General features: G+C 61.5%; 13 protein-coding genes. 9 read left to right on the forward strand and 4 right to left on the reverse strand.

The genetic code is table 11. The annotated features are described in order from the left end of the window. Nucleotides 1-34: 34 nt before the first annotated feature. From ACP7CJ_RS08420 to ACP7CJ_RS08440, 5 genes are all read left to right on the forward strand, one after another. A complete protein-coding gene (locus ACP7CJ_RS08420; protein WP_426099998.1) occupies nucleotides 35-565 on the forward strand; it encodes a DUF5943 domain-containing protein in 531 nt (176 codons plus the stop codon). 16 nt (nucleotides 566-581) lie between these two features. Next, nucleotides 582-2642, forward strand: a complete 2061-nt coding sequence (gene dgcA / locus ACP7CJ_RS08425; protein ID WP_426099999.1) for a dimethylglycine demethylation protein DgcA — start codon at nucleotides 582-584, stop codon at nucleotides 2640-2642. Nucleotides 2643-2816: 174 nt separating this feature from the next. After that, nucleotides 2817-4760: a dimethylglycine demethylation protein DgcB gene (gene dgcB, locus ACP7CJ_RS08430; RefSeq protein ID WP_426100000.1), complete on the forward strand. Its 1944-nt coding sequence runs from the start codon at nucleotides 2817-2819 to the stop codon at nucleotides 4758-4760. After that, nucleotides 4760-5980: an electron transfer flavoprotein subunit alpha/FixB family protein gene (locus ACP7CJ_RS08435; protein ID WP_426100001.1), complete on the forward strand. Its 1221-nt coding sequence runs from the start codon at nucleotides 4760-4762 to the stop codon at nucleotides 5978-5980. The genes dgcB and ACP7CJ_RS08435 overlap by 1 nt, the downstream gene beginning before the upstream one ends. Before the next feature lie 15 nt (nucleotides 5981-5995). Next, nucleotides 5996-6766 (forward strand): electron transfer flavoprotein subunit beta, encoded by a 771-nt coding sequence (locus tag ACP7CJ_RS08440; protein ID WP_426100002.1) that lies wholly within the window; start codon nucleotides 5996-5998, stop codon nucleotides 6764-6766. A 684-nt stretch (nucleotides 6767-7450) separates the two neighbouring features. Here the strand turns inward: ACP7CJ_RS08440 and gbcA are convergent. Continuing rightward, nucleotides 7451-8743, reverse strand: a complete 1293-nt coding sequence (gene gbcA / locus ACP7CJ_RS08445) for a glycine-betaine demethylase subunit GbcA (protein WP_426100003.1) — start codon at nucleotides 8741-8743, stop codon at nucleotides 7451-7453. Between the two features lie 283 nt (nucleotides 8744-9026). On the opposite strand from gbcA, the gene gbcB reads away from it, so the two are divergent. Further along, entirely contained in the window at nucleotides 9027-10127 is a 1101-nt protein-coding gene (gbcB, locus tag ACP7CJ_RS08450) for a glycine-betaine demethylase subunit GbcB (RefSeq protein WP_276195215.1), read from the forward strand. 35 nt (nucleotides 10128-10162) lie between these two features. Here the strand turns inward: gbcB and ACP7CJ_RS08455 are convergent, their stop codons facing one another. Together ACP7CJ_RS08455 and ACP7CJ_RS08460 are read right to left on the reverse strand one after the other, a co-directional pair. Continuing rightward, nucleotides 10163-10978, reverse strand: a complete 816-nt coding sequence (locus ACP7CJ_RS08455; protein ID WP_276195214.1) for a nitrilase-related carbon-nitrogen hydrolase — start codon at nucleotides 10976-10978, stop codon at nucleotides 10163-10165. After that, on the reverse strand, nucleotides 10975-12420 hold the full coding sequence (locus tag ACP7CJ_RS08460; RefSeq protein WP_426100004.1) for a purine-cytosine permease family protein: 1446 nt from the start codon (nucleotides 12418-12420) through the stop codon (nucleotides 10975-10977). The genes ACP7CJ_RS08455 and ACP7CJ_RS08460 overlap by 4 nt, the downstream gene beginning before the upstream one ends. Before the next feature lie 278 nt (nucleotides 12421-12698). On the opposite strand from ACP7CJ_RS08460, the gene ACP7CJ_RS08465 reads away from it, so the two are divergent. Beyond that, nucleotides 12699-14516 carry a flavin monoamine oxidase family protein gene (locus ACP7CJ_RS08465; RefSeq protein WP_276195213.1) on the forward strand — a complete coding sequence of 606 codons (1818 nt, stop codon included), beginning with the start codon at nucleotides 12699-12701 and terminating at the stop codon, nucleotides 14514-14516. A 115-nt stretch (nucleotides 14517-14631) separates the two neighbouring features. Here the strand turns inward: ACP7CJ_RS08465 and ACP7CJ_RS08470 are convergent, their stop codons facing one another. Beyond that, a complete protein-coding gene (locus tag ACP7CJ_RS08470; RefSeq protein WP_426100005.1) occupies nucleotides 14632-15672 on the reverse strand; it encodes a threonine aldolase family protein in 1041 nt (346 codons plus the stop codon). A gap of 90 nt (nucleotides 15673-15762) precedes the next feature. Here ACP7CJ_RS08470 and ACP7CJ_RS08475 point away from each other — a divergent pair, with 90 nt between their 5' ends. Both ACP7CJ_RS08475 and ACP7CJ_RS08480 read left to right on the forward strand, forming a co-directional pair. Beyond that, complete coding sequence (locus ACP7CJ_RS08475; RefSeq protein ID WP_426100006.1) at nucleotides 15763-16500, forward strand: TraX family protein; 738 nt, start codon at nucleotides 15763-15765, stop codon at nucleotides 16498-16500. A 197-nt stretch (nucleotides 16501-16697) separates the two neighbouring features. Continuing rightward, nucleotides 16698-16930: hypothetical protein (locus tag ACP7CJ_RS08480; protein WP_426100007.1), on the forward strand; the 233-nt coding region annotated here is incomplete at its 3' end.

A 16930-nucleotide genomic window follows, 5' to 3' on the forward strand; every position in this document is an offset into this window, starting at 1 on the left:
AACACCACTACGAATTTTCTGGAGTTAAGTTTCCATGGCCAAGATCGCCCCGCAATTGCCTATCGAAGTCGACAGCGAAACCGGTGTCTGGACCTCCGACGCCTTGCCGATGCTGTACGTACCGCGCCATTTCTTCGTCAACAACCACATGGGCATCGAAGAAGTCCTCGGTGCCGAGGCCTACGCCGCGATCCTCTACAAGGCTGGCTACAAATCCGCCTGGCACTGGTGTGAAAAAGAAGCCGAATGCCACGGCCTCGAAGGTGTGGCGGTGTTCGAGCACTACATGAAGCGCCTGTCGCAACGCGGCTGGGGCCTGTTCAAGATCCAGGACATCGACCTGGATAAAGGCACCGCCAGCGTCAAGCTCGAACACTCGGCGTTCGTCTACGTGTACGGCAAGGTCGGACGCAAGGTCGACTACATGTTCACCGGCTGGTTTGCCGGCGCCATGGACCAGATTCTGCAAGCACGCGGCAGCCAGATTCGCACCGTGGCCGAACAAGTCTACGGCGGCTCCGAAGAGGGCCACGACGACGGCCTGTTCACCGTCAAGCCGTTGTAAGTCGAGGAACCCTGCCATGGCTTTCGAAGCAATGTTCGCGCCGATCCAGATCGGCAAACTGACCATCCGCAACCGCGTGCTCAGTACCGCCCACGCCGAGGTGTATGCCACCGACGGCGGCATGACCACCGACCGCTATGTGAAGTACTACGAAGAGAAAGCCAAGGGCGGGATCGGCCTGGCCATCTGCGGCGGCTCTTCCAGCGTGGCGATCGACAGCCCGCAAGGCTGGTGGAAGTCGGTGAACCTGGCCGACGACCGGATCATCCCGCACTTCCAGAACCTGGCCGATGCCATGCACAAGCATGGCGCCAAGATCATGATCCAGATTACCCACATGGGCCGCCGCTCGCGCTGGGACGGCGAGCATTGGCCGACCCTGCTGTCGCCCTCGGGCATCCGTGAGCCGGTACACCGTGCGACCTGCAAGACCATCGAGCCGGAAGAGATCTGGCGCGTGATCGGCAACTACGCCAGCGCAGCGGCGCGGGCCAAGGCCGGTGGCCTGGACGGCGTGGAATTGTCGGCGGTGCACCAGCACATGATCGACCAGTTCTGGAGCCCGCGCGTCAACAAGCGTACCGATGAATGGGGCGGCAGCTTTGAAAACCGCATGCGTTTCGGCCTTGAAGTGCTCAAGGCGGTGCGTGCCGAGGTGGGCCCGGACTTCTGCGTCGGTATCCGCCTGTGCGGCGATGAATTCCACCCGGACGGCTTGTCCCACGAGGACATGAAGCAGATCGCCAAGTACTACGACGACACCGGCATGCTCGACTTTATCGGCGTGGTCGGCTCGGGTTGCGATACGCACAACACCCTGGCCAACGTCATCCCGAACATGAGTTATCCACCGGAGCCGTTCCTGCATTTGGCGGCCGGGATCAAGGAAGTGGTCAAGGCCCCGGTGCTGCACGCGCAGAACATCAAGGACCCGAACCAGGCCACGCGCATCCTCGAAGGCGGCTATGTGGACATGGTCGGCATGACCCGCGCCCACATCGCCGACCCGCACCTGATCGCCAAGATCAAGATGGGCCAGATCGACCAGATCAAGCAGTGCGTCGGCGCCAACTATTGCATCGACCGCCAGTACCAGGGCCTGGATGTGCTGTGCATCCAGAACGCCGCCACTTCCCGTGAATACATGGGCGTGCCGCACATTATCGAAAAATCCACCGGGCCCAAGCGCAAGGTGGTGGTGGTCGGTGCCGGTCCCGCCGGGATGGAAGCCGCGCGCGTTGCCGCTGAACGTGGCCACGACGTGACCCTGTTCGAGAAAAAAGCCTTTATCGGTGGGCAAATCACCACCGCGTCCAAAGCGCCGCAGCGCGACCAGATCGCCGGGATCACCCGCTGGTTCCAACTGGAACTGGCGCGTTTGAACGTTGACCTGCGCCTGGGCGTGGCGGCGAATGCCGAAGCGATCCTCGACCTGCGCCCGGACGTGGTGGTGCTGGCGGTGGGCGGGCATCCGTTCCTGGAACAGAACGAACACTGGGGCGCGGCCGAAGGCCTGGTGGTCAGCAGTTGGGACGTACTCGACGGCAAAGTGGCGCCGGGCAAGAACGTGCTGGTCTACGACACCATCTGTGAATTCACCGGCATGTCGGTGGCGGACTTCCTCGCGGACAAGGGCAGCCAGGTCGAGATCGTCACCGACGACATCAAGCCGGGCGTGGCCGTCGGCGGTACGTCGTTCCCGACTTACTACCGCAGCATGTACCCCAAGGAAGTGATCATGACCGGCGACATGATGCTGGAAAAGGTCTACCGCGAAGGCGACAAGCTGGTGGCGGTGCTGGAGAACGAATACACCGGCGCCAAAGAGGAGCGGGTGGTCGATCAGGTGGTCGTCGAGAACGGCGTGCGTCCGGATGAAGAGATCTACTACGCCCTCAAGCCCGGCTCGCGCAACAAGGGCCAGATGGACATCGAAGCGCTGTTCGCGATCAAGCCGCAACCGTGCCTGAGCGAAGCGGGCGAGGGCTATTTGCTGTTCCGCATCGGTGACTGTGTGGCGCAGCGCAATACCCACGCTGCGATCTATGACGCCCTGCGCTTGTGCAAGGATTTCTGACCCGACACCGAACCAATGTGGACTTGGTCTGAAAATGTGGGAGGGGGCTTGCCCCCGATAGCGGTGGGTCAGCTACAGCTGTATCAACTGACAGTCCGCCATCGGGGGCAAGCCCCCTCCCACATTTAGGGCCCGGTTTCACACTAGATCTGTGTGGTCTGTGGGAGCTTCACCATGTTGAATACTCTTCTTCCGATTCTGCTGTTTGCAGCACTGGGCCTTGCCGTCCTGGGCGCACTGCGGCGGGCCGCCATGTGGCGTCGTGGCCGTGCGTCCAAGGTCGACCTGCTGGGCGGTCTGCTGGCCATGCCCAAGCGCTACATGGTCGACTTGCACCACGTGGTCGCCCGCGACAAATACATCGCCAACACCCACGTCGCCACGGCGTTGGGTTTTGTGCTGTCGGCGCTGCTGGCGATCCTGGTGCACGGTTTCGGCCTGCATAACCGCATCCTCGGCTATGCGTTGTTGCTGGCGTCGGTGCTGATGTTTGTCGGCGCCACGTTTGTGTATCTGCGTCGGCGTAATCCTCCAGCGCGCCTGTCGAAAGGCCCGTGGATGCGCCTGCCGAAAAGCCTGATGGCGTTTTCGCTGAGCTTCTTCCTGGTGACCTTGCCGGTGGCCGGGATTCTGCCGGCGGACTTCGGTGGTTGGTTGCTGGCTGCGCTGCTGAGCGTGGGCGTGCTGTGGGGCGTGTCGGAAATGTTCTTCGGCATGACCTGGGGCGGGCCGATGAAGCACGCCTTCGCCGGTGCCTTGCACCTGGCCTGGCACCGCCGCGCCGAGCGCTTCGGTGGTGGCCGTTCCACCGGCTTGAAACCGTTGGACCTGAACGATAAAAACGCGCCCCTGGGTGTGGAAAAACCCAAGGATTTCACCTGGAACCAATTGCTCGGTTTTGACGCCTGCGTGCAGTGCGGCAAGTGCGAAGCGGCGTGCCCGGCGTTCGCCGCCGGCCAGCCGCTGAACCCGAAAAAGCTGATTCAGGACATGGTCGTCGGCCTGGCCGGCGGCACCGATGCCAAGTTCGCCGGCAGCCCGTATCCTGGAAAACCGATCGGCGAACACAGCGGCAACCCGCACCAGCCAATCGTTAACGGCCTGGTGGACGCCGACACCCTCTGGTCGTGCACCACCTGCCGCGCCTGCGTGGAAGAGTGCCCGATGATGATCGAGCACGTGGACGCCATCGTCGACATGCGCCGCCACCTCACCCTGGAAAAAGGTGCCACGCCGAACAAGGGCGCCGAAGTCCTCGAAAACCTGATCGCCACCGACAACCCCGGCGGCTTCGCACCGGGCGGCCGGCTGAACTGGGCGGCGGATTTGAACCTGCCATTGCTCAGCGAAAAGGGCAGCGCCGATGTACTGTTCTGGGTCGGCGACGGCGCCTTCGACATGCGCAACCAACGCACCCTGCGCGCCTTCGTCAAAGTGCTGAAAGCGGCCAAGGTCGACTTCGCGGTGCTCGGCCTGGAAGAGCGCGACAGCGGCGACGTGGCCCGGCGTTTGGGCGATGAAGCGACCTTCCAACTGTTGGCCACGCGCAATATCCAGACCCTGGCCAAGTACAGCTTCACGCGCATCGTGACCTGCGACCCGCACAGTTTCCATGTGCTGAAAAACGAATACGGCGCCTTCAACGGTGACTATGTCGTACAGCACCACAGCACCTTCATGGCCGAGCTGATCGGCGACGGCGCGTTGAACCTGGGCCAATACAAAGGCAACAGCGTGACCTATCACGACCCGTGCTACCTGGGCCGCTACAACGGCGAATACGAGGCGCCGCGCCAAGTGCTGCGTGCGTTGGGTATCGAGGTCAAGGAAATGCAGCGCTCGGGCTTCCGTTCGCGCTGCTGTGGCGGCGGCGGCGGCGCGCCGATCACCGACATTCCCGGCAAGCAACGTATCCCCGATATGCGCATGGACGACATCCGCGAAACCGGCGCCGAGCTGGTGGCTGTGGGCTGCCCGCAATGCACCGCGATGCTCGAAGGCGTGGTCGAACCGCGCCCACTGATCAAAGACATCGCCGAGCTGGTGGCCGATGCGTTGCTCGACGACGCCGTGCCCGCCAAATCACCGATCAAACGTGAACCCGCGGAGGTGCATTGATGAGCGACATTATCCGCCGCGATCCACGCGCGCAATGGATCGCCCGTAACCGCCTGCACCCGCTGCATGCGGCGATGCAACCGGCGCAACACAGCTGGATGGGGCCCAACGGCGTCATCCGCAAAAACGTCCACGGTGTCGGTTTTATCGGTCCCAACGGCATCAAGCGCATCGACCGCAGCGGCGCCCAACAGGGCGGCGCGGCGAAGCGCACGGCGACAGTGGACGTGCAGTTGCCGCTGCATCAGGTGGCGGCACCTGCGTTCTACATCAACGTGGTGCCGGACATGGTCGGCGGCCGCCTGAGCAGCCACGACCGTGACCTGCTCGGCCTGGCCCGGCAACTCGCTGGCAGTGACGGTGCAGTGCTGGCCGTGGTGTTTGGTGAACACAAAGAAAACGCGTTTGCCACGGCCGGTGTCGACCGCCTGCTGGTGCTGGAAGGTCACGCCTTCGACGGTTATTCACCGGAGCAACGCGTGCAGGGCCTGCGGGCTGTGGATAACCAGTTCAACCCGCGCCATTGGTTGCTGCCGGACAGCCGCAGCGGTGGCGGCGAACTGGGCCGGCGTTTTGCCGCCAGCCTCAAGGAGCGCCCGGCCACGCGGGTCTGGCAGATCAAGGGCGAGCAGTGCATCGGCCGTGCCGGTGCCGGTCAGCAAGATTTGGCGCGGCCGCTGCCGCGGCTGATCCTGGCCGCCGCTGAATGCGCCGATCCGGTCAGCGAGATCCGTCATGAAGTGCTGCCCGTGGAGTTATCCACAGCCCTGGCGCGGCGCCTGCCGCGCATCGAAGACCTCGGCGCGGTGGCGGTGGACCCGGCGGCGATTCCGATGGCCGAGGCCGAGTTCATTTTCTCTGGCGGCAACGGCGTGAAGGACTGGGCGCTGTTCCACCAGGCCGCCGCCGCCCTGGGCGCTACCGAAGGCGCCTCGCGGGTCGCGGTGGACGATGGCTTCATGGCGCGTGATCGTCAGGTCGGCGCGAGCGGCACCTGGGTCACGGCGCGGGTGTATGTGGCGGTCGGTATCTCCGGGGCGATCCAGCACCTGCAAGGCATCGGCGCCTGCGACAAGGTGGTGGCGATCAACCTCGACCCGGGCTGCGACATGATCAAGCGTGCCGACCTGTCGGTGATCGGCGACAGCGCCGCGATTCTGCAAGCCTTGATCGCTGCGGTCGAGGCCTTCCGCAACGGCGCCAAGCGCGATGCGGCTTAAGCAAAGGATAGGGCCATGAACACGTATGTAATCAGTCTGGTTTCCATCGGCGCCCACCCCACCTCCGGGCGCCCGCGCCGCGCCGAGCAGGACGCGCGCGCGGTCGAGCTGGGCCTGCAGATGGCTGGGGATAAGTTGCAGGTGCTGCATGCCGGCAACATCGCCGAGCCCACGCTGCGCAGCTACCTGGGCATGGGGCTGGCGCAATTGCATGTCCTCGAACAACCGGCCGGCGCGGATGCCTTGCCGGTGCTCAGCGAGTATCTGCGCGACGCCGGTGCCCAGGTGGTGCTCACCGGCAGCCAGGCCGAAACCGGCGAAGGTTCGGGGATGCTGCCGTTCCTGCTCGCCGAACACCTGGGCTGGCCGCTGATTGTCGGGCTGGCGCAGGTGGAGTCCATCGACAGCGGCGTGGCCCACGTGCTGCAAGCCTTGCCACGCGGGCAGCGGCGGCGCTTGAAGGTGCGCCTGCCGTTTCTGGCCACAGTGGATAACGCTGCGCCCAAGCCTCGGCAAAGCGCGTATGGCCCGGCGCAACGCGGCGAACTGGCGGCCCACGAAGTCGAGGTTGCAGAGGATGAGTTATTCACAGGTGCCGTGCTGCAACCGGCCAAGCCCCGGCCCAAGCGGCTCAAGGTGATCAAGGCCAAGAGCGGCGCGGATCGGATGAAGGCGGCCACGGCCAAGGCCAGTGGCGGCGGTGGGCAGGTGCTCAAGGGCCTCAGCCCGGAAGCGGGCGCTGAAGCCATTCTCAAACTGCTGGTTGAGGAAGGCGTGGTTCGCTGATCCTGGACGGGGAGTGTGGTTACCCACAATCCCTGTTGACCCGTCTGTGGATAACCTGTTCGCGGCTGTCCACACCCCCTGTAAATCAAGCCCTGCAGCCCTCTGTACGAAAAACAACCAGGGTAACTTGCGGTTTTTCCTTGGGTTTTTCTGTGTTCAAGGTGATTGTCCTGTGCAGACTTGCCCCCAAAGTCTGTTGGCGCTTCTGTGGATAAGATGTTCGCTTTCCTCTGTAGCCCTTATAAATAAAGGCCTGCGCTGATCTGGTTGAAATATGATCAATTGCCGCCTTTTCCGCTCTGAAACGCTTGGATAGCCCGGTTTATGAAGGTTTTAGCGGGTTTTCCACAGCCTGGTCAAAGTTGCCCCCAAAGTCTGTTGGTGCTTCTGTGGATAAGGTGTTCGCGTACCGCTGCAGGGCACGTTTTATATGGCTTGCGCGGAGTTGTTCAAAAATTGACCAGTTGCGTCTTAAAACGCCCAAGTCAAATAAGTCACGGATTTTCTTGATTTATTTTCGGGTCAAAAGCGCACTTGCCCACAATTGCTGTGGGTGGCTCTGTGGATAAGTTGTTAGGCAAAGGCTGGAGGGCAGGCGGCGAGAGGGGTTTAGCGGGCCTGATCAAGTTTTGATCAGTGCGCCACCCGATGCGGGAGCGAGCAAGCCCGCTCCCACAGGGTCGGTTACTGGGCGGCCACGCCTTTGAGGTAGGGCGCCGGCGCTGCGCCGAGGTTGCTCAGCATGCGCTCGCTGTACCAGTCCACGAAGTTCACCACGCCAAACTCGTAGGTCTTGGAGTAAGGGCCCGGCTGGTAAGCAGTGGAGTTGATCCCGCGCTGGTTCTCTTCGGCCAGGCGACGGTCCTGGTCGTTGGTGGCGTCCCATACTTGGCGCATGCGCTCCACGTCGTAGTCCACGCCTTCGACCGCGTCCTTGTGGACCAGCCACTTGGTGGTGACCAGCGTTTCCTGGGCGCTGATCGGCCACACGGTGAACACGATGACGTGGTCGCCCATGCAGTGGTTCCACGAATGCGGCAGGTGCAGGATGCGCATCGAGCCCAGGTCCGGGTTCTTGATGCGGCCCATCAACTTTTTGCAGCCCTGTTTGCCGTCCAGGGTCATCGACACGGTGCCCTTGAGCAGTGGCATGCGCACGATGCGGTTGCGCAGGCCGAAGCTGGCGTGGGCGTAAGGGATCTTCTCGGCGTCCCAGGCAGCGGCGGAAGCAGCCACGTGGTCTTTGAAGGCCTGGTCAGCACGCGGGTCGGTGACGTCGTCCCATTCGAGCAGGGTTTTCAACAGCTCCGGGTGCGAGGCGTTGCAGTGGTAGCACTCGCGGTTGTTTTCCAGCACCAGCTTCCAGTTGGCCTTTTCCATCAAGGTGGTTTGCACCGCCACCTTGGTGTTCTCCATGTCGTAGGGTTCCATGTAGTGGTTCAGGGTCGACAGGAAGTCATCGATGGCCGGCGGGTTTTGCGCCAGGCTGATGAAGATGTAGCCGCCGGCCGTCTTCACGTTGACCGGCTTGAGGCCATACTGCTTCATGTCGAAGTCGGCGCCCATCTCGGTGCCGGCGAACAGCAGGCGGCCGTCCAGTTCGTAGGTCCACTGGTGGTAATGGCAGACCAGCTTGGCGACCTTGCCTTTGTCGCTGGTACACAAGCGCGAACCGCGGTGGCGGCAGACGTTGTGGAACGCATGCACCACGCCCTCGGCGCCACGGATCACGATAATCGGGTTCTTGCCCACTTGCAGGGTCAGGTAGTTGCCCTTGGTGGGGATCTCGCAGGTCATGCCAGCGATCAACCACTCTTTCTGGAAGATCTCCTGCATGTCGATATCAAACAACCGTTCATCAGAGTAGAACGGCTGTGGCAGCGAGAATGTACGCTCGCGCTCTTGCAGCATCTGCGCGGTGGCCTTGCGTGCGGGTTCCAGCGGATCGCCCAAGCTTAAGGTTGCGGTGACGTCCATCGTATGTGTCCTCATGGCCATTCTGTGTGGCCGGCGAAAAGTGGCTACGGTTAGTGCAGTGCAAGGCGTAAAGAAAGCGTCGTTGTTGGCAGCGAGTGTGGGGCCGCTGTTGCGGTGAACCTTATCCATGGGCGACATGGCCCAATCTGTTCCCGACGCGCAACCCTATGTCGTTGGGGGCTGGTCGCGATAAGTATGTGAATGTCGCAGATAGGTAAATGGGTGGTTCTCGCGTTACGCAGAATCGCCACTATAAGGCCGAGCCTCGGCGGTGGAGAACAGCATGTCCAGCAACTTCCTGAATCCGGTAACCACCCAGACCTGGGCCAATGGTCGGCACATCGTCCGTTGCGTCAAAGTCATCCAGGAAACCTGGGACGTGCGCACCTTCTGCTTTATGGCCGACCAGCCGATCCTGTTCTTTTTCAAGCCGGGGCAGTTCGTCACCCTGGAGCTGGAAATCGACGGCCAGCCGATCATGCGTTCCTACACCATCTCCAGCTCACCGTCGGTGCCTTACAGCTTCTCGGTGACGATCAAGCGCGTACCCGGCGGCAAGGTCTCCAACTGGCTGCACGACACCCTGCACGAGGGCCAGGAGCTGGCGGTACACGGGCCGGTCGGGCTGTTCAATGCCATCGATTTCAGCAATCCCAAGGTGCTGTACCTCAGCGGCGGCGTCGGCATCACCCCGGTGATGTCCATGGCGCGCTGGTATTACGACACCAACGCCAACGTCGACATGACGTTTATCCACAGTGCGCGCTCACCCAAAGACATCATCTATCACCGCGAGCTGGAACATATGGCCTCGCGGATCGACAACTTCAGCCTGCACCTGATCTGCGAGAAACACGGCCTGGGCGAACCCTGGGCCGGGTATCGCGGCTACCTGAACCACAAGATGCTCGAATTGATGGTGCCGGACTTCCTGGAGCGCGAAGTGTTCTGCTGCGGCCCTACGCCGTACATGACGGCGGTGAAGCGCTTGCTCGAAGCCGCTGGTTTCGACATGGCGCGCTATCACGAAGAGTCGTTCGGCGCGACGCCAGCAGAAGCCCGCGCCGACGCGGTGGAACAGGCCGAACAAGCCGCCGACGCGCCGGAAGTCGACCTGGCGGATCTGCATCAGGTCGAGTTCATCGCCTCGGGCAAGAGCATTCGCGTGGCGCCGGGTGAAACCGTCCACGCCGCCGCCGCCAAGCTCGGCCTGCTGATTCCCAAGGCCTGCGGCATGGGGATTTGCGGTACGTGCAAGGTGCTCAAGCTGGGCGGGGAGGTCGAGATGGACCACAACGGCGGGATTACCGAGGAAGACGAAGCCGAAGGCTACATCCTGTCGTGCTGCAGCGTGCCGAAGGGCGACGTGCGGATCGAGTTCTAGGCGCGCTCGTGCGCCCTGCGCGGGCGCCAGGCGTTTCAGTACAGCCCTGGGCGGCGGTCCAGATGAACGTGGTTATGCTCGCTAATGTGTTTGTTCCGCGCCTGTAGCAGCGGCAGGTCGGCGACCAGGCGCTGTTCTTGTTGCTGGGAGACCCCGCCGGCCAGCGGATAGCCGTCCGCATCGACAATGACTGAGCCGCCCACCCAATTCACACCGCGCTCCTCACCGTATCGATCACACGCGGCGATAAACATCCGATTGACCGCCGCATTGGCCTGCACGCGGACGATTTCGCCTGGGCGCTCTGCGGCGGGCCGTGGGCTGTCCGGCCAATTCACTGGCGCACACAGCAGGTCGGTACCGGCCAGGGCCGCCAGGCGGACCCACTCGGGCAGCTCGAGGTCGTAGCAGATCACCACGCCAATGCGCCCGACCGCCGTTTCCACCAGTGGCGGCGGGGCAGTGCCGGCAGTGAAGATGAGTTTTTCGCGGTCCCACAGATGCGCCTTGCGGTACACCGTCAGCCTACCGTCGGGCTCAATCAGCGCGGCGCTGTTGGCCACTCGGCCGGCACTCAGGCGCTCGCAGAAGCCCGCGACGACGATCAAGCCCAATTCGATAGCCAGGGCTCTCCACAGACTCAGCGTCGGGCCATCGAGCGGCTCCGACACCGCTCTGGCTTCTGCCAGGTCATTGAACGCGTAGCCGCTTTGCATGAGTTCGGGCAGCACCACCACGTGGGCACCCAGGGTGGCCGCGCTGCGGATCGCCGTTTCGCTCAGGCGACGGTTGTCGTCGGCGTCGCCCAGGCGCGGTGCCAATTGATGGCAGACAACGCGTATCGGTGTCATGACTCATCGCCTTCAAACAGGCGTTCGCTGGCTTCAATGGCGCGTTGCTCAGCGCTCAGGTCACGCGTACACGACAGCAGGCAGTAGGCAATCGCAGAAACTGCCAGGCCTACCACGAATGCAATATCCGCCCCGTCCAAGGCCTTCGCGATGGGCCCTTGGTAAAACCCCAGCGAGATGAACGGTGTCATCGCCCCCAGGCCGAGGAAGTAGGAAACAAGCCCGGCACCCGACCAGCGGCCGTAGATCCCGCCCGGGTTGAAGATGTCGCTGATTGCGTATTGCCCCTTGCGGACAACATAGAAGTCCGCGAGGTTGACGGCGGTCCAGGGCACCAGGAAATACAGCATCAGCAAGACGAAGGTATTGAAACTCTGCAGGTAGCTCTGCGGGATACTCAAGGCGATGGCAAAAATCACCCCGCCCACCAGGCTGATCCCCACGATGCGCGCCTTGATGCCCGGTTTGATCGAGATGAAGCCGTCAATCGCGCTGATACCGGTCAGCATCGCGCCGTAGCAGTTGACCGCCATGATGCCAACCAGTGCGGGTACGGCGATCAACACGGTAAAGGTGCCAAACCCCGGAAGCAGTTGGTTGCCCACCGCCTGCACGCTGCCGATGGCGTCGGGTGAGGGCAGCGCCGAGGCGAGAAACGCCCCCAGCGACATCAGCCACAGCGCCGAACTCGCTGCCCCCAGGTACGTCCAGGTGATGACCCTGCGCGACGGCGTGTCATGGGGCAGGTAGCGCGAATAATCCGAGACGTAGACGGCGTAGCTGATCTGGTAACCCGCGGCGGCTGAAAGCTGGATCAGAAAGGCCGACCAGGAAAAATGCGCGTCGGCCACTGCCGTGTCGGCCTGCAGATTGATCACGGCCGCGACCGTGAGGACCGCGAACACACTGATCATCACGTAGGTCAGCCAGCGTTGCACGGTGTGCAGGAGGTTGTGGCCGATCACGGCAATCACCACGGCCAGGATGATCATCAAGGCGTACCACGGCGCGCGGTTGCCGGGCAGCACGGTATTGATGGCGTCGGTCGCCAGAATCACGTTGAACACGTTGAAGCCGATGTACACGAACACCACCGCGATAAAGGGCACGATTGCCCCGCGCAGGCCAAACTGTGCCCGCGACTGGATCATCTGCGGCAAACCCATGCGCGGCCCTTGGTTGGCGTGGAACGCCATGGCGAACGTGCCCAGGCACACGCCGATGACAATCGCCAGGATCGCGTACACCAGGCTCAGCCCCAACGCTGCGCCGGTAAACCCGGTGACCAGGGTGGTCAGTACGAAGTTACCGGTGAACCAGAACGGCGCCTGATGCCAGACTTTGCCGTGGCGTTCATTGCGCGGCACGTAGTCAATGGAGCGGGTTTCGATTTTCAGCGCGCTGGATGGCGCAGCCGCCGATCGGTGGGAGGGCGTGTTCATAGGCATCACGGTCTGTTTTTATTGAGTGAGGCTACGAAGAGTCTTGTAACTAAATAAATTATTGAATCGGTATTCGCAAATAGTCACTTCAGGATTTTCTGAACTGATTGCCTAAACCCCCCCTGACAAGGGGTTTGCATTACGAATCAGTTTTTTATTCCTAAGCGATATAGAGACATTTCCTACAAGTATCTACGCTGAGCAGCGCACCCGTCGTATTCGCCCTTCGCAGTTAAGCAGTAGGTGGACGTCCTCATTACATGCCAAGGATGATTGCCATGTCTGCTATTCCCTCCCGCAGTAAAGGCGCCGCGCGCTTGCTTGCCAACGATGTCACTGCACTTGTTCCAGACTTTCCTTTTCATTACGCCCGGTTTCTCGATACGGCCGCCCGTAACGGCACGCCGTTGGCGCAGGTATCCCGCCTGGCATATGGCAGCCAGGTATTGATCGTCGGCGCCGGAGTCGCTGGAATGGTGGCGGCGTATGAAGCCATGCGCATGGGGTTGCACCCGGTGGTGGTAGAGGCCAGTGACCGCATCGGTGGGCGACTGTATTCCTATGTGGTGGGTGATCCGCAAGATTCTACGAACAGTGTTATCTGCGAAATGGGTGCCATGCGCTTTCCTGTTTCAGGCAAGGCGTTGATGCACTATTTCGACAAAGTTGGCATGCGGGAAAACTCGACGGAGTTTCCCAATCCGGGGTCGCCTTCTACCCCCAGCACGGTCGTCGACTACCAGCAAAAACAGGTTTATTACGAAGGCGATAATCTGCCGGTTGATTACGCTGAGATCGAGCGCAAGCTATTCGAAGTATTTCTTGAGCAGGATCCGATCAAGTTCACCGAGATGGAAGCGGCAATGTCCGAGGGCAGCCTTGATCAGGCCAGGATCAAAGCCTTGTGGAACGCGATCCTTGATGCAGGTTGGGACAACCTCAGTTTTTTTGCCGCGATGGTCGAGCAGGCGGGTTGGAGTCGCGAAGATATCGATCTGTTTGGCCAGATCGGCTTCGGCACTGGCGGTTGGAACACCGATTACCCGAACTGCTTCCTGGAGGTGTTACGGGTGCTGTATACCGGGTTGGATACCAACCACAAGCTGATGTATGACGGTTCCAGCGAGCTGCCAAACCGGCTGTGGACGCGTGCCCCGGATATCTTCGGCGACGCGATGGTCCATTGGCCTGCGGGCACCACCGTCCAAGGTCTGACTACCCAGGTCATCGCTCAGCCTTTGAAGCAGGAAGTGCGGCAGATCCTGCGGCGGCCGGATGGCGAGTTCGACGTGTGGGTGTTTGATCACAACCTGGGAAGCGACCGCCAATACACCTTTCCTGCCGTGGTCTATACCCCGCACAAACGGGTCCTCGACAAATTCCGTTATATGGATGGCGCTGCCCGCTTCAACGCGATGAATGACCTGTTATCCGGCAAGGAATGGGAAGCGGTGATGTACACCCATTACATGCAGTCGGCAAAAATCTTCGCGCAAACCAAACGACCGTTCTGGACCGACAGGGAGGCTGATTCGCAGTACAGGATGAGTGTGACGTTGTCGGATCGAATCACCCGCGGCACCTACCTGCTGGACTATGGCGATAGCCCGGGACCTCACAACGGCAGTGGCCTGTTTTTGTCTTACACCTGGAATGATGACGCCCTCAAATTCCTGGGTGATCGCAGTGCGCCGCTGCCGTCCCACGTGCAGTTATGCACAACCCTGCTGGACAGCGTGTATGCCCCTCATCAGTTGAATCTGGCCGCTGAGTTCGGCATGACCAACCCGTTTGTTGAAATCAACTGGGAAGAGCAGCCGTTTTTCCTGTGCGCGTTCAAAATGAACCTGCCGGGACAGTACGAGTACCAGCGCTTGTTGTTTTCTCAGTTCATGAACGGTGTGTCGAGCGCGAACCCCGATGGCTTCATTCTCGCGGGTGACGACGTTTCGTGGACGGGAGGCTGGGCGGAAGGGGCGGTGACGACGGCCTTGAACGCCGTCAATAAACTGGCGGTGAAATTCAACGGCGGGACCCATCTCACCAACCGCGGCCCCATTGATGAATGGCAAGCGCTTCAGCCGAAGGCCTTGTGAACATACGTGGGTGAGCCAGATGCGCGAGCGGTAGGCGTTGGGCGTTAAATCATGCGCCAGCCAGTTGCTGCAGGCCCGCGTCGCAGGTCATGAGCCTGCGACGCGGGCCGTCGTTTCAGGCGCCCATCACTTCACGAATATCCGCCGCCAGTTCGCGCACGCGTTCTTCCTCGGTGTCCCACGCACACATGAAGCGCGCGCCGCCTTTGCCGATGAAGGTGTAGAAGCGCCAGCCCTTGGCCGTCAGCGCGGCAATGGCCGGCTCCGAGAGTTGCAGGAACACGCCGTTGGCCTGCACCGGAAACATCAACTCGACCCCTGGAATATCCGCCACCAGGCTGCTCAACAACTGCGCGCAGTGGTTGGCGTGGCGCGCGTGTTTGAGCCAGGCGTCGTTTTCCAGCAGGCCCACCCACGGGGCAGAGAGGAAGCGCATCTTCGACGCGAGCTGGCCGGCCTGTTTGCAGCGGTAGTCGAAGTCTTCGGCCAGGGCGTGGTTGAAGAACAGGATCGCTTCGCCCACGGCCATGCCGTTTTTCGTGCCGCCAAAGCACAGCACGTCCACCCCGGCTTTCCAGGTCAGGTCGGCCGGTGAACAGCCGAGGAACGCGCAGGCGTTGGCAAAGCGCGCGCCGTCCATGTGCAGGTTCAGGCCGAGCTCTTTGCAGGTGGCGCTGATGGCGCGGATTTCTTCCGGGGTGTACACGCTGCCGACTTCAGTGGCCTGGGTGAGGGTCACCACGCGGGGTTTGGGGTAGTGGATATCCTGACGCTTGAGGGCGATCTCGCGGATCGACTCCGGGGTCAGCTTGCCGTTTTCGGTGCGTGCGGTGAGCAGCTTGGAGCCGTTGGAGAAAAACTCCGGCGCGCCGCATTCGTCGGTTTCGACGTGGGCGGTTTCCGAGCAAATCACGCTATGGTAGCTCTGGCACAACGAGGACAGCGCCAGCGAGTTGGCGGCGGTGCCGTTGAAGGCGAAGAACACTTCGCAGTCGCTCTCGAACAGGTTGCGGAAACCGTCGGCGGCGCGGTGGGTCCATTCATCATCGCCATAGGCGCGTTGATGGCCGTGGTTGGCTTGTTCCATGGCGGCCCAGGCTTCCGGGCAGATGCCGGAATAGTTATCGCTGGCGAATTGTTGGCTCTTGTCGGTCATGGCCCATTCCTGTGGTCGATGTTGGTGCGCACTGTAACCAAGATTGTCGGGCGCACGCACGCACTGTAAATGCAAAGTCACTGGGGAATTATGCACGGTACTGAAACGTTTCCTGTCGGACGCGTCCGCGATGGCGCTTTGGATTTGCTTAAGTGGCTGGCGCTGCTGAGCATGGTACTGGACCACTTGCGTTATGTCGGGTTGAGCCTGGACGGCCTGTATGTGCCGGGACGCCTGGCGTTCCCGTGGTTTTGCCTGGCGATTGCGGCGAATGTGCATCGGATGCGCAACGTAGCGCTCACCGGCCAATGGCGTTACCTGGGCTGGCTGGTGCTGTTCAGCGTGATCAGCGAAGTGCCGTACCGGCTGTTTATCGACGATGCCGATACGTTGAACGTGTTGCCCACATTGGCGCTGGGCCTGCTGGTTGCACGAGGATGGCAGCAGAAGGCGCTTGTTGATCGAGGATTGGCACTGATTGCCCTGGCGATAGGCGCTGTATTTTCCACGCAGCTGATGTTCGGTTTCTTTGGTGTGTTGCTGCCGTTGGCGATGCTGGTGGTGTTTCGTCGGCCATGGTATTTCAGCGTGTTGCCGGGGCTGCTGTGTGTGGCTGCCAATCAATGGCAAATCCTGCTCGATAGCGGCACGCCGGTGGCGCTGATGGGATTGAGCGCCTGCCTGCTCGCGCCGCTGCTCGGCCTGGTCCTGTTGCGACACTCCCAAAACACCTCGCCACCGGCCATGCGCCGCTGGGCGTATGCCTTGTATCCCGCACATTTCCTGCTGTTGCTACTGGTCCGCGAAGCCATAGCCAACCCCTTTTAGGGATCAACCCAATGCTCTATGAGCATCAAAAATCTCATGGGGCATCTGATTTCTGTCCTCGACTGGAAACGTGTTCATTTTCTTTTATGGCTATCTGCATTGGGAAAGTTCTTACGAGAATCTCGGAAAGTCTCACCTGAGCAATACCGTCACTGCGTGATTTGATCCGAGTCTTTTTCAGACACGGATCGTTACGCATGACTGACACGCCTTGGGCTGCCCGCGAGGGCGATGCGCTTCTGCACAGTTCCATGCTGGCCGACGTTTTAGGTGGAGTCCTGGAGATTGCCGCCAACGTGGCCGTGACGGCCTTGGCGACAGCGGCGGTGGTTGCGGCGGCGGGTGTCACCGTGGCGACTGGCGGTCTCGGCTGCGTGGTACTCGGCGCTGTGGTGGGTGCGGTGGTCGGCGTCGGCATGAGCAAAACCGG

Source organism: Pseudomonas sp. PSPC3-2 (genome assembly GCF_049897085.1).
Classification (GTDB): domain Bacteria; phylum Pseudomonadota; class Gammaproteobacteria; order Pseudomonadales; family Pseudomonadaceae; genus Aquipseudomonas; species Aquipseudomonas paraveronii.

Excerpts from the sequence above, each read along its gene's own strand:
- ACP7CJ_RS08420 (WP_426099998.1), top strand. The coding sequence starts at position 35 with ATGGCCAAGATCGCCCCGCAATTGCCTATCGAAGTCGACAGCGAAACC.
- dgcA (WP_426099999.1), top strand. The coding sequence starts at position 582 with ATGGCTTTCGAAGCAATGTTCGCGCCGATCCAGATCGGCAAACTGACC.
- dgcB (WP_426100000.1), top strand. The coding sequence starts at position 2,817 with ATGTTGAATACTCTTCTTCCGATTCTGCTGTTTGCAGCACTGGGCCTT.
- ACP7CJ_RS08435 (WP_426100001.1), top strand. The coding sequence starts at position 4,760 with ATGAGCGACATTATCCGCCGCGATCCACGCGCGCAATGGATCGCCCGT.
- ACP7CJ_RS08440 (WP_426100002.1), top strand. The coding sequence starts at position 5,996 with ATGAACACGTATGTAATCAGTCTGGTTTCCATCGGCGCCCACCCCACC.
- gbcA (WP_426100003.1), bottom strand. The coding sequence starts at position 8,743 with ATGGACGTCACCGCAACCTTAAGCTTGGGCGATCCGCTGGAACCCGCA.
- gbcB (WP_276195215.1), top strand. The coding sequence starts at position 9,027 with ATGTCCAGCAACTTCCTGAATCCGGTAACCACCCAGACCTGGGCCAAT.
- ACP7CJ_RS08455 (WP_276195214.1), bottom strand. The coding sequence starts at position 10,978 with ATGACACCGATACGCGTTGTCTGCCATCAATTGGCACCGCGCCTGGGC.
- ACP7CJ_RS08460 (WP_426100004.1), bottom strand. The coding sequence starts at position 12,420 with ATGAACACGCCCTCCCACCGATCGGCGGCTGCGCCATCCAGCGCGCTG.
- ACP7CJ_RS08465 (WP_276195213.1), top strand. The coding sequence starts at position 12,699 with ATGTCTGCTATTCCCTCCCGCAGTAAAGGCGCCGCGCGCTTGCTTGCC.
- ACP7CJ_RS08470 (WP_426100005.1), bottom strand. The coding sequence starts at position 15,672 with ATGACCGACAAGAGCCAACAATTCGCCAGCGATAACTATTCCGGCATC.
- ACP7CJ_RS08475 (WP_426100006.1), top strand. The coding sequence starts at position 15,763 with ATGCACGGTACTGAAACGTTTCCTGTCGGACGCGTCCGCGATGGCGCT.